This is a genomic window from Pseudomonas sp. AC172 (assembly GCF_979258595.1).
Window position 1 is genome coordinate 2,540,872 of record NZ_OZ409868.1, and the last position, 14,789, is coordinate 2,555,660.

Annotated in this window: 1 protein-coding gene (running past one end of the window); it reads right to left on the reverse strand. The window is 63.4% G+C overall.

Annotated features, from left to right (window positions below; all coding sequences use genetic code 11):
• Positions 1-14,789: the 3' portion of a non-ribosomal peptide synthase/polyketide synthase gene (locus ACZ0A4_RS11410; RefSeq protein WP_463574751.1), read on the reverse strand. The gene runs 3,058 nt beyond the window's last position; the window shows 14,789 of its 17,847 coding nt (coding positions 3,059-17,847); its start codon lies off the right edge, out of view; it ends in the stop codon at positions 1-3.

Genomic DNA, 14,789 nt, shown 5'->3' on the forward strand with positions numbered 1-14,789 from the left:
TCAGGACATTACTTTGCCGGCCGGCACTTTCAGGCCGTCATGCCACCACGCCGCGAGACTGAAGACGTTAGGCGCCTTGAGAATCGTGAAGTGGTTGCCCGGCCCGTACCACACCGCCAGATCCGCAACCTGTCGCTGCCAGCCTTCGACCATCGCCGCTTGCTCGCGCTGATTGCCCCACGCATCCAGCGTCGGATCATCGACCAGCGCCAGCCGCACCGGCCCGGTGTAGGCCCGTTGCGGTTGATAGACCGTGCGCAAGGCTGTGGCGAAGGTGCGGACCGGGCCGTGCATGGCCTGCGCCGACGAACGCGCAGACAACACACCGGCGCGCACCATGCCCTCGTGCAACAGGCGCATTTGCGTGGTGTCGTCAGCCTCGGCGAACAACAGCGGATCGATGCCCAACGACTTGCCGCTGGACAGTTGCAGCGTCTCGATCAAACGCTCCAGCGCAGCGGTCGTTGTGTACGGCTTGCCCGCCGTACCGTTGCCGCCGGGAGATTCACTGTCGATCAGGGTCAACGACGCCACCTCCCGCCCAGCCGCCTGCAACAGCGCGGCCATGGCATGCGCGACCCAACCGCCGAACGAATGGCCGATCAGGTGCACCGGGCCTTGCGGATACAACTGCTCGACGGCTTGCAGATAACAACCCGCTGCCGCCTCTACCTGACTGTGCGGTACGCCGCTGCCATCAAGCCCGCGGGGTTGCAGACCGTAGATTGGCCACTCCGGGCCGAGCGCTTCGGTCAGATGAATGAACCCGGTGACACTGTCGCCCGCCCCCGGCACGCAGAAGATCGGGGCATGCCCGGGGTGCCCGCTCTGGATCGTCAACACGGGCTGATACGCCTGTGGTTGCGGGGCTTGAGCAGCGGCCATAGCCTGACTCAAGGCCTGGCCGAGTGCCTGGACATCCGGGTTTTTCATCATGCTGCGGTGATCCCCCGGCACATCGATGCAGCGCAGCAATCCTGTACCGACCTTGTTCTCCCAACCACGGGTCGGACTCGGCTGTGCCTGCCCCGGCATCAATCCCTGCGCGCGGAACAAGTGCACTGGCTGACTGGCCGGGCTGACCCGGTAATGCGCCAGCGCCAGGCCATGAGCGGTCTCACGATCGAAGTAACTTAAGGCCTGCGACGCGGTCAGTGCGGCCAGTTCCGGGTCGGGCAATTGCTGTTCGCAGCAGCGCTGGAACAGTTCATCGAACGCGATGAGTTCGACTTCAGCCTCCAGCCGCTTCACCTCAGCCAACGCTGGCAGCCCTTCTTCTCCACGCATCTGCGAACGCGCGCGGCAGTGCTCAAGCAATTGACGCTTGTCGCGATGCTCGCCGCTCCAGCGGGTTTTATCCTGACTCGCAGGATGTGGCGCGTAGGTATCGAGCAGGCCGACAAACGCCACCGCCTCATCGAGACCGAGCAATTGCTGGGCGACTTCGTACGCCAGCAAGCCGCCAAACGACCACCCGGCCAGACGATACGGCCCATGCGGCTGCACCGCGCGGATAATCCCGACCATCCGCGTGGCCATGCACTCAAGGGTGCGCAGTTGCGGCTGCCCCAGTGGCACGCCGGGCAAACCGTAAATCGGAAACTCGCCCTCGATATGCAGGCCCAATGCCGGGAAATATACGTCCCGGCCGCTGAACTCATGAATCAGGAACAGCGCATTGCCGCCCTCGCCCGGTCGCACCACGACCAGTCCTTCCGGCTGCGCGGGCACGGCATGGCGTTGACTGAGCAGCGCAGCCAGCGACTCGACACTCGGACGCTGGAACAGCTCCGCCAGCGTCACCTGCTGCCCCGCACGTTGCAGCAGATTGACCAGACGAATCGCCAGCAACGAATGCCCGCCCAATTCGAAAAAGTGGTCGTGGCGCCCTACCTGTTCGACCTTCAACACCTCGCCCCAGACCTGCGCAAGCAAGCTTTCGACTTCGCCTTGCGGCGCTTCGTAGTGGCGGCTGAGCACCGCATCGAGGCCCGGCGCCGGCAGCGCCTGCCGGTCGATCTTGCCGTTGGGACTCAACGGCAGAACCTCAAGCGCGACGAACGCACCCGGCACCATGTACTCGGGCAATTGTTCGAGGATGAATGCGCGCAACGTGTCGATAGCGGGCGCAGCAATGCCCTCGCACAGAGTGAAATACGCCACCAGACGCTCGTCGCGCATCAGTACCACCACCTCGCGCACCTGCGGGTGCTGGATCAAGCGTGCTTCGATTTCACCGAGTTCCAGACGCAAGCCGTGCAGCTTGACCTGGAAGTCGTTGCGCCCGAGGAATTCGAGGTTGCCGTCAGCGCGGTAACGCACCAGATCGCCCGTGCGGTACAAGCGATCACCGGCCACAAACGGACTGTCGATAAAGCGCTCGGCCTGCATCTGCGGCAGCCCCATGTAACCGCGCGCCACGCCGATACCGCCGATGTGCAACTGGCCGATGACGCCCAGCGGTACCGGTTGGTCATGCGCATCGAGCACATACAGGCGGGTGTTACAGATGGCTTTGCCGATCGGCAATTCCGACGTTGGCACCGGCATGTGCGGTTCCAGTGTCCATGCCGTGCTGTCGACCGTGGCTTCGGTCGGGCCATACACGTTATGCAGGCGCACCCACGGCAGGTGCTGGCGCACAGCAGCGGCCAGCGCCGCCGTGAGTTCGCCACCACCACAGAACACATCGGTGAGGCTGGTGCATTCACTGACCTCCTGCAGTTCAACAAACTGCTGCAGCAGCGCCGGCACAAACTTGACCACTGTAATTCGTTGCTGACGAATCACTTGCGCGAGATAGGCCGGCTCCCGGTGACCGCCCGGCCGTGCCAGCACCAGACGCACACCGGCCGTCAGCGGCCAGAAGAACTCCCACACCGAACCATCGAAACTGAACGGCGCTTTCTGCAACAGCGCGCCGTCCGTGGTCGGCGGGCAGATCTGCGAGCCCCAATGCATCAGATTGCACAAGCCACGATGTTCCAGCATCACGCCTTTTGGTGTGCCGGTCGAACCCGAGGTGTAGATCATGTACGCCAGATTCGCAGGGCTCAGGCCAGGCACCTGCGGATTGCCCTCCGATTGCGCGTGCCAGTTGCATTGGTCAAAGTCGATCACAGCTACGTTGGTCCCGGCAAACAGCGATCGGGTGGCCGAGTGAACCAGCACTGCCACCGGCGCGCAGTCCCTGAGCATAAAATCGAGGCGCTCCGTCGGGTAAGACGGATCCAGCGGCACGTAGGCACCACCGGCCTTGAGAATACCAAGTAACCCCACCACCAGATCGAGTCCCCGCTCGACGCACAGCGCCACCCGCGCATCCGGCCCCACGCCCTGTTCGCGCAGGTGATGCGCGAGACGGTTGGCACGGGCATTCAGCTCGCGATAGGTCAGGCTGTGTTCGCCCGACTGTACGGCAATGGCTTCAGGCTGACGCTGCACCTGCGCTTCGAACAGGCTCTGGACCGGTTGTTCGACCGGGCAATCGAGTTGTGTCGCGTTGAAGTCGCCGAGCAAGCGCTGCTGTTCCTGCGCCGCGAGCAAATTGACCCGCGCCAACACCGCTTGATCATCGCTGACCAGCGCCGTCAGCAAGCGCTGCAAGTAACCGACAACACGCTGCACGGTCGACTCATCGAACAACGCCGTGGCATAGCGCAGCGTGCCTCGGATACCTTGCGGGTTTTCCCCCAGGCTCAGCGACAGGTCGAACTTCACAAAGTGATTGTCCCCGGCCAGACCTTCCAGCGTCAGCCCGCCCAACGCCAGGGCGGGCGCGACGCTGCTGTCCCAGCTCACCAAGGTCTGGAACAACGGCGTGTGGGAAAGGCTGCGCACCGGTCGGGTGATTTCCACCACGTGTTCGAACGGCAGATCCTGATGCGCCTGCGCCGCCAGCGTCTGCGCCTTGACCCGCGCCAGCAGCGCCGCACCGGTCAGATCGCCCGAGGTATCGATGCGCAACGCAAGCGTGTTGACGAACATGCCGATCAACCCTTCGATCTCGGCGCGGGTACGGTTGGCCACCGGCGAGCCAATGACCACATCAGATTGCCCGGACAGGCGCGCGAGCAACATTGCCCAGGCGCTCATGAGCACCATGTACGGTGTCACGGCATGACGCTGACACAACGTCTTCAGGCCGGCGCTGGTCTGCACATCCAGCACGATCTCGACACTACCGCCGCGGTGATCCTGTTGCGCCGGGCGCGGACGGTCGGTTGGCAGGCTCAACAAGGCCGGGGCACCGGCCAGCGTCTGCTGCCAGTAGTCGCTCTGGCGCTGCAACACCTCGCCGCTCAGCCAGCGCCGTTGCCACACCGCGTAATCCGCGTATTGCAGGGCCAGTGGAGGCAGCGGATCGTCCTCGCCGTGGCTGAACGCCTGATACAGCGCCATCAGTTCGCGGGTCAGCACGCCCATCGACCAGCCGTCGGAGATGATGTGGTGCATCGTCAACAAGAGCACATGGTGCTCATCGGCCAGACGCACCAGACGTCCACGAATCAATGGATCGTCCTGCAAGTTGAATAGCCCACGCGCTTCAGTTTCGACCAAAGCACGCAAGGTCTCCTCGGTCTGCGGCTGTTGTCGCCAGTCTTCCACAATCAGCGGCAAGCCACTGTCGACCGGGGCAATCAGCACCTGTGCTTCGTCGCGCAATTGCGCGAAACGGCTGCGCAGGGTTTCGTGACGAGCGACGATCCGCGCCAATGCCCGTTGCAGGGCCACGGCGTCGAGGCGGCCACGCAAATGCAGGCCCAGAGGAATGTTGTAGGCGGTGTTGCCGCCGTCCATCTGCGCGAGGAACCACAAGCGTTGCTGGGCGAAGGACAACGGCAGCGCCTGATCGCGCGGCGCTGGCAGAATCTCCGGCAAGCGGCTGCGTTCGGCCTGGCTCAACACCTCGGCGACCGCCGCCAGTTCCGGGTTGGCAAACAGATCGGCCAGCGCCAGTTCCACGCCCAATTGCTGGCGCACCTGGGAGAGCATGCGCATGGCCAGCAATGAATGGCCGCCGAGTTCGAAGAAGTTGTCGTGGCGACCGACCTGCCCGACCTGCAACACCTCGGCCCAGACCCGCGCCAGGCTTGCCTCCAGTGGATTGGCCGGCGCCTCGTAGACCCGACTGAGCAGCGCCTCCTGGGTCGGTGCCGGCAGTGCCTTGCGGTCGACCTTGCCGTTGTTGTTCAGCGGCAATACCTCGAGTTGCACCCACGCCGTCGGCAGCATGTATTCCGGCAGGCGGGCATGCAATTGCGCGTGCAGTCCGGCGCTGTCCAACAGTCCCGCTTGCGCCGTGTAGTACGCCACCAGACGCGGGGTGTCCTGTCCGTCACGGCGCGCCAGCACCACCGCCTCCTTGATCCCCGGGCAATTGAGCAGGCGATTCTCGATTTCTCCCAGCTCGATACGGAAACCGCGAATCTTCACCTGATCGTCGTTACGCCCGATGCAGTCGAGTTGCCCCGGCGCCAGCCAGCGCGCGAGGTCGCCGGTGCGATAGAGCAACGCGCCGGGCTTGTCGCTGAACGGATCGCGGAGGAATTTCTCGGCGGTCAGATCCGGCCGGTTCAGGTAACCCAGCGCAACGCCCTGCCCGCCGATATACAGCTCACCAGTCACGCCCATAGGCACCGGGTGCTGATACGCGTCGAGCACGTACACTTGCGTGTTGCCGATCGGCCCGCCAATCGGCACGCTGTCGGCGTTTTCGGCCACCGCTTGCACTTCGAACGTCGTGGCGTAAGTGGTGGTTTCGGTCGGGCCGTAGCAATGCACGATACGCAGCGCGGGTGCCTCGGCCAACAGTCGACGGAACGCTGCCGGATCACCACGTTCACCGCCGCACAAGAGGATGCGCAAGCCCTTGAGCGCCTGCGGAATCAGTTGCACGTACTGGTTGAACAGCGCAGTGGTGACGAACAGCACCGTCGCGCCACTGGCACTCAGTTCGCGGCCAAAGGCATTCGGATCGAGCAAGGTTTGATGGTCAATGATCACCACGCGACCGCCATTAAGCAGTGGCCCCCAGATGTCCATGGTGCTCGCATCGAACGCCGGGTTCGAGGCGAAGACCACACGATCCTGCGCATTGAAATCGGCGTAACCGTTGTTAAGCACCAAGCGGCCGATGCCCCGGTGCGGCACCATCACCCCTTTCGGTGTGCCGGTGGAACCCGAGGTGTACATGATGTACGCCTGCGTCTGCGACGACTGCACAAGATTCGGGTTGTGCGTCGGCTGGCCGTTGAGGGTCAGCGTGTCGAGGTCGATACGCGGTGCGGCGTAGTCGATGACTTCGCTGCTGAGGGTTAACAGCGCCACCGCCTGACAATCCTCGACCATGAACGCCTGACGCTCGCTCGGCGCATGGATGTCCAGCGGCACATAGGCCGCCGCGCATTTGGCAATGGCCAGTTGCGCGACCAGCAGTTCCAGCGAACGTGGCAGCAGAATCGCCACGTGATCGCCCGGTTGCACGCCCTCTTCGACGATCAGGTGATGGGCCAGACGGTTGGCCTGAGCGTTCAACTCAAAGTAGCTCAGTGACTGTGCGCCATGCACCGCCGCCACAGCCTTGGGATGTGCGGCGGCCTGCTGTTGGAAAATCCCGTGCACGGTCAGCGTTTGCGGGTAGTCACGCGCGGTGGCGTTGAAGTCGCTGAGCAAGCGCTGGCGCTCATCCGCCGCCAGCAACGGCACGCTTTCCAGCACCACTTGATCACTGGCAATCATTGCTTGGAGCAGGCGCTCGAAATAACCGATGTAACGCGCAATCGTCGGCGCTTCGAACAGCGCCGTGGCGTAGTTCAGCGTGCCACGAATCACCCCGTTGACCTCACCCAGTGTCAGCGTCAGGTCAAACTTGGCGACCTCGCCCGGGCCGGCAACGCCCTCCAGCGTCAGATCACCCAACGCCAGTTGCGGGCCGACGCTGCTGTCCCAGCTCAGCGTGGTCTGGAACAGCGGGCTATGGGCCAGACTGCGCAGCGGCCGGGTGATTTCCACCACCTGCTCGAACGGCAGATCCTGGTGCGCCTGCGCCTCAAGTGTCCGCGCCTTGACCCGTGCCAGCAACGCTTCGACGCTCGGTGCGCCCGAGGTGTCGATGCGCACGGCGAGCGTATTGACGAACATGCCGATCAGGCCTTCGACTTCAGCAAGGCTGCGGTTGGCCACCGGCGAGCCGATCACGATATCGGACTGCCCGGACAGGCGACTCATCAGCATCGCCCAGGCACTCATCAGGGTCATGAACAGGGTCGCGCCGTGACGCTGGCTCAACGCTTTGAGGCCGGTACTCAGGCGCTCGTCCAGCAGCACTTCGACGTGGCTGCCGGCATAGTCCGGTTGTGCCGGTCGCGGGCGATCGGTGGGCAGCGTCAACAAGGCCGGCGCGCCGTCGAGGGTCTGCTGCCAGTAGTCGCTTTGCCGCTGCAGCACGTCACCGCTGAGCCACTGACGCTGCCACACCGCGTAGTCGCCGTATTGCAGGGTCAGTGGCGGCAGCGGATCAGGCTGACTGTGGCTGAACGCTTGATACAACGCCATCAACTCACCGGTCAGCACGCCCATCGACCAGCCGTCGGCGACGATGTGATGCACCGTCAACAGCAACACATGGTGATCGTCGGCCAGGCGCACCAACCGTCCGCGAATCAACGGATCGTTGTGCAGATCAAACGCTGTCGAGGCTTCCTGCGCCATCAATCCCTGCACGGAGTGCTCAGCTTGCAAGTCTTCGCGCAGGTCTTCCACGCGCAAGAGCAAACCGCTGTCAACCGGGGCAATCGACACCTGCGCGCTGTCGTTGAGGCTGATGAAACGGCTGCGCAGGGTTTCATGACGGGCAACGATCCGTGCCAGTGCCGCTTGCAGGGCGTCGACGTCGAGGTGACCGCGCAGGCGCAGGCCGAGAGGAATGTTGTACGCCGAGTTGCCACCCGTCATCTGCGCCAGGAACCACAGGCGTTGCTGGGCGAAGGACATCGGCAACGGTTGATCACGCGGCACCGGCACAATGTCCGGCAGCACGCTGCGCCCGGCGCGATTCAATACTTCGGCGACTGCGCTCAATTGAGCGTCGGCAAACAGATCACTCAGCGCCAGTTCCACCCCAAGGCGCTGACGAATCAGCGAGACCATGCGCATCGCCAACAGCGAATGACCGCCGAGCTCAAAGAAGTGATCGTGACGACCGACCTGCCCGACTTGCAGCACGTCGGCCCAGATCTGCGCCAGTGCGGTTTCCAGTTGGCCTTGCGGCGCCACGTATTCGCGAGTCGGCAGCGCGGCCAGATCAGGTTTCGGCAACGCCTTGCGGTCGACCTTGCCATTGGCGGTCAGCGGTAAAGCCTCGAGCCGGACAAACGCGGCGGGCACCATGTAATCCGGCAACTGCATGAGTAACTGCGCGCGCAATTCGGCCACCGCCAGTGGCTCGGCCCCCGCCCGTTCGGTGAAATACGCCACCAGTTGCGGTTGACCGGGTTGGTCCTCACGGGCCAGTAGCACCGCCTCGTTGATACCGGGGAGCTGATTGAGGCGAGTCTCGATTTCACCCAACTCAATGCGCATGCCACGGATTTTTACCTGGTCGTCGTTACGCCCCAGATAGTCGAGCGAGCCGTCTTCGCGCCAGCGGGCAAGGTCACCGGTGCGGTACATGCGCGCATTCGGCGTGCGGCTGAACGGGTCGTGCAGGAAGCGTTCGGCAGTCAGATCGGCGCGGTTCAGATAACCCCGGGCCACCCCCGCCCCGCCTACGTACAACTCGCCCATGACGCCCATTGGCACCGGACGTTGCTGCTCGTCGAGCAAGTAAATAAAGGCGTTAGCCACTGGTTTGCCGATGTGCAATGCCGCGCCGACTTCAATGCGGCCCGAAGTGGCAACCACGGTGGCCTCGGTAGGGCCGTAGTTGTTGATCACGGCGAAGCGCTGGTCGAGGTTGAACTGACGCAAGCGGTCGCCACCGATCAACAGGGTGCGCAAGGTCGGATGGTCGAGGTTCTGGCTGAATGCGTATTCGGCAATCGGCGTCGGCAGGAAGCTCACATCCAGTGGTTGCCCGCGCCACCAATCGAGCAGCGCGTCGATGTCTTCACTGCCTTCGTGCACCGGCGCCAAGTGCAAGGTCGCGCCCACACACAGCGCCGGCCAGACTTCCCACGCCATCGCATCAAAGCCAAACCCGGCCAGGCTTGAGGTGTGGCTGTCAGCGCGCAGATCGAACGTTTCACAGTGCCAGTCGACCAGGTTGGACAGCGTCTGATGCTCGACCATGACCCCTTTGGGCAGACCGGTCGAACCCGAGGTGTAGATCACGTACGCCAGAAGCGCAACGCTCAGTCCCGGCACCGCAGGGTTGTGCTGCGCCTGCGCTGGCCATGCGCACAGGTCGACATCGATCACTGGCACGGTCAGCAGTGGCAGTCTCTCGTGCAGATCGCTTTGCGTGAGCACTGCGACTGGCGCGCTGTCGCCGAGCAAATAGCTGATCCGCTCGACGGGATGCGCCGGATCAATCGGCACATAACCGGCGCCAGCCTTGAGAATAGCCACCAGACCGACCAGCGTATCCAGACCGCGACGGGCGACGATGGCCACCCGATCATCGGGTTTCACACCCAATTCAATCAGGTGATGCGCCAACGCATTGGCCTGTCGATTGAGCTGCAAGTAAGTCAGTGGCTGCCCGGCAAACACCGCTGCCACCGCTTGCGGACGCTCGGCGACCTGCGCTTCGAAGCGCTGTGCAATCGTCAGCCCACGCGGGTAGTCAGCCGAGGTCGCGTTGAAGCCCGCCAGCAGCTGGTCACGCTCGTGCGCCGGCAGGATCGACAACCGATCAAAACCCACAGGCGGCGTGTGCTCCAGCGCATCAAGCAACACGCTCAACGCAGCTCGCATGTACCCGCAGATTCGCTGTGCATCAATCCCAGCCCCGGCCAATACTTTCAGACTGAAACCTTCACCGAGATCGTCAACGCTGAGGGTCAGGCGATAGTTGGTATGCTCCTCGGCTGCCAGCAATTGCATGCCCTGCCACGCCGCTTGCACCTCGGCGGACACCGACCCGACCGGAGCGCTGTGACGATAGTTGAGCAGTGTGCTGAACAGCGGCGTTCCCGACGGCATCGCGCTGCACTGTTGCACCTGCGCCAGTTGCGCGTGCTCATGAGCGAGTAGCTGACTCAGGCGTTCATGGGTGGACAGCGCCGCTCCTTTGACGCTGTGCGCGTTGAGTTCGATGCACAGCGGCAAGGTGTTGATGAACACACCCAGCGCGCGCTCCGAGCCTTCACCGCCCTGCAATCGGCCGAGCAACACCGTGCCGAACACCACCGCGTCGCGCCCGGACAATTGCCCCAGCACCTGCGCCCAGGCGAGGTGCATCAGGCTGGCTGCGCTGACACCCAAGCGCCGTGCTTGTTGACGTACGCTGTGGCTGAGTGTGTTTTCCAGCATCAACCGGGCTTCTTGCGCGGGACCGTCATGGGCCAGATTCTGACCGTAGGGCAAGGTCGGTTCATCGATCGCACCGAGCATTTCGCGGAAGAAGCTTTCGTGCTCTTGCGCGCTCAGCCCGGCGCGGGTGTGCGCCACGTAGTTGCGATACGGCACCGGTTCGCTCAAGTGCGCGGCGTTGCCCAACAGAAACGCCTGCATCTCGTGCTGCAACACCTCAAGCGCCACGTGATCCATGACCAAATGATGGAACAGCAACAACGCCACCACGCGTTGATTGGCGGCATCGCGGCTGTACACCACGCGCATCAGCGGCGCCTCGGTGACGGGCATGCGGTAGTTGTCGATGGTGAAGCGGTCACGCAACTGGCTCAGTGCATCGCCCGCTTCGTTATCCAACTCCAAGGCCTCACAGCTCAGCGAAGCCTGACGCCAGACCACTTGCACCGGCTCATCCAGCCCCTCCCAGAACAGCGAAGTACGCAGAATGTCATGGCGTTCAATCACCCGATGCAGGGCAGTGGTGAAAGCTTGCAAACGCTGTTCATCGGCGAAGGCAAACTGCGCCTGCAGCACATACGGATCACCCTGCGCGGCCGACAAATGGTGGAACAGGATGCCGGTCTGCAAAGGCGCCAGCGGGTAGATGTCCTGCACGTTACGCGCACCGCCGGGGACACTCGCAACGATGCGGTCAATCGTCGCTTGATCCAGCGCCACCAGTGGCAGCAGTTCGGGCGTAATACGCGCGCAACCCGCCGGAACAAGATTAGCCGGCACCGCTGCCTCAGGCTCTCCGCCCACCGCCGCTGCCAATGCGGCCAGCGTCGGCTGGCCGAACAGCACGCGGATATCCACCGACAGTCCGGCCCGGCGCATGCGCGCGACCAGATTGACCGCCAGCAGCGAGTGGCCGCCCAGTTCGAAGAAATGATCAAAGCGCCCTACCCGCTCGACCTTGAGCAATTCGGCCCAGATACCGGCAATCACGGTTTCGACTTCACCGACCGGCGCTTCGTACTCGCGGGTCAGCCGTGCAGTCTGGTCAGGGGCCGGCAAGGCCCGTCGATCCAGTTTGCCGTTGGGGCTCAGCGGCAAGGCCTGCAAATGCACAAACACGGCAGGCACCATGTAATCCGGCAGATGCGTGAGCAATTGGCTGCGCAGCTGATCTGTTTCCAGTAGCTCGCCGCTGTAATACGCCACCAGCCGCTGATCGCCCGGCACGTCTTCACGGGCCAGCACCGCCGCTTCACGCACGCCGTCGACATGCGCCAGATGCGCCTGAATCTCGCCCAGTTCAATGCGCAAACCACGGATCTTGACCTGATCGTCATTGCGCCCCAGATACTCGATGTTGCCATCGGCCAGATACCGTGCGACGTCGCCGGTGCGGTACAAACGTGCGCCAGGCTGATCACTGAACGGATCGTCGAGGAAGCGTTCGGCGGTCAGCTCAGGCCGATTCAGATAACCCCGCGCCACCTGCACCCCGCCCAGATACATCTCGCCGACCACACCCAATGGAGCCGGTTGCTGGTGAGCGTCGAGGATATACACGCGGGTGTTGCACAGTGGTTTGCCAATCGGCGGCGCGCCTTGCGGTACCGGCGAATGAGGCTCCAGCGTCCATACGGTGCTGTCGACGGTGGCTTCGGTCGGGCCATAAACGTTGTGCAAGCGTACCTGCGGCAGACGCTCGCGGACGCTGCGCACCAACGCGGCGGTCAGCTCACCGCCACCACAAAACACATCGCTCAGGCTGCTGCACTCAACGACTTCTTCCACTTCGAGGAATTGTTGCAACAACGCCGGTACGAACTGGATGACATTGACCTGTTGCTCACGAATCAGCTGTACCAGCGCGGCCGGATCGCGGTGATCGTCCGGGCCGGCGAGAACCAGGCGCATGCCGCAGCTCAACGGCCAGAACAGCTCCCACACCGAGGCGTCAAAACTGAACGGGGTTTTCTGCAGCAGTGCGGCGCCGGTAGAAAGCGGGCACAGCCCGGCACTCCAGTGCAGCAGATTGCCCAGGTTACGATGCTCGACCATTACGCCTTTCGGCGTGCCGGTGGAGCCGGAGGTGTAAATCACATAGGCCAGATTCGCCGCGCTCAAGTCCGGTACCTGCGGATTGCTCTGCGCAAGGTCTTGCCAGGTGCACTGGTCGAAATCGACCCGCACGCCCGCCCACTCGCCGATCAGCGCACGCGTCGGCGCATGCACCAGCACCGCCACGGGCGCGCTGTCCTCAAGCATGTAGGCCAGACGTTCGGCGGGATAACCCGGGTCCAGCGGCACATAAGCGCCGCCGGCCTTGAGAATCGCCAGCAGACCGACCAGCAACTGCGGCCCACGCTCGACGCAGATCGCCACCCGCGATTCGCTGCCCACGCCACACTGGCGCAGGTGATGGGCGAGTTGGTTGGCGCGGCGGTTCAACTCGGCGTAACTCAAACGCAGCTCACCGGCCACCACGGCGTCAGCGTCAGGTGTGCGCAATACCTGCGCCTCGAAGCGGCCATGAACGGTCTGCTCGAGATCGTGGGCGACGGCGGTTGCGTTCAGATCGAACAGCAGATGCTGACGCTCGTCATCTGCCAACAGCGCCACCTGCTCCAGCACCGCTTGATCGTTGTTGACCATTGCCTGCAACAGTCGCTGGAAGTAACCGACGTAGCGCTGAATAGTCGACTCATCGAACAAGGCAATCGCGTACTCCAGCACACCGCGAATCCCGCCCGGCGCCTCAGCCAGCGTCAGCGACAAATCGAATTTGGCAAAGTGGCTCGGCTCGGCGACGCTTTCCAGCGTCAGCTCACCCAGGCTCAGGCTCGCGCCGTGGCCGCTGTCCCAACTGAACATCGCTTGAAACAGCGGACTGTGCGCCATGCTGCGCAGCGGCCGGGTGACTTCCACCACTTGCTCGAACGGCAGATCCTGATGCGCCTGCGCTTCTAACGTTCGCGCCTTGACCCGCGCTAACAGCGCCTCAGTGCTCAACTCGCCGGAGGTATCGATTCGCAAGGCCAGCGTGTTGACGAACATGCCGATCAAGCCTTCGATCTCGGCACGGGTACGGTTAGCCACAGGTGAACCGATGACCACTTCCGATTGCCCGGACAAACGACTCAACAGGCTCGCCCAGGCACTGAGCATGAGCATGTACATCGTCACGCCATGTCGCTGAGCCAAGGCCTTGAGTCCTGCGCTCAAGCGTTCGTCGAGCAGCACCTCGACGGTGTTGCCGGCGTAATCCTGCTGTGCCGGGCGCACGCGGTCAGTCGGCAGGGTCAGCAGCGCTGGCGCGCCGGCCAAGGTCTGTTGCCAGTATTGACTTTGGCGCTGCAACACCTCACCACTGAGCCAGCGTCGCTGCCACACCGCGTAGTCGCTGTATTGCAACGCCAAGGGCGGCAGCGGATCCGGCTGACCGAGGCTGAACGCCTGATACAACGCCATCAGTTCACGGGTCAGAACCCCCATCGACCAGCCATCGGAGATGATGTGGTGCAGGGTCAGCAACAGCACGTGATGATCGTCGGCGAGGCGCACCAACCGACCGCGAATCAGCGCATCGTCCTGCAAATCGAACGGCCCCGAGGCTTCGCCCTGAATCAGCGCCGCTAAGGTTTCGTCGGGTTGCGCGTGCTGGCGCAGGTCTTCAACGCGCAACAGTAGACCGCTGTCGACCGGGGCGATCAGCACTTGCGCATCGTCATTGAACTGGGCAAAACGGCTGCGCAGGGTTTCATGCCGCGCGACGATGCGCGCCAAGGCTTGTTGCAGGGCCGGTTCATTCAACTGCCCACGCAGGCGCAGGCCGATGGGAATGTTGTACGCGGTGTTGGCGCCTTCCATTTGTGCAAGAAACCACAAGCGCTGCTGAGCGAACGACAACGGCAAGGCGCCGTCACGGGCCACCGCAACTATTTCCGGTTGCGTGCTGCGCCCCGCTTGCGCCACCGCCTCGGCAACCGCAGCCAGTTCGGCGTTGGCAAACAGATCGCCCAGTGCCAGCTCCACGCCCAGACGCTGGCGAACCTGGGACACCATGCGCATGGCCAACAGCGAATGGCCGCCCAGTTCAAAGAAATGATCCTGGCGTCCTACTCGCTCGACCTGCAGCACCTGCGCCCAGATCTGCGCCAAGGCGCTTTCCAGTTCGTTGTGCGGGGCCTCGTATTCGCGGGTGAACAGCGCCGCACGCTCGGGTTTCGGCAGGGCCTTACGGTCGACCTTGCCATTGGCGGTCAGCGGTAGTGCGTCGAGTCTGACGAAGGCCACCGGCACCATGTACTCCGGCAAGC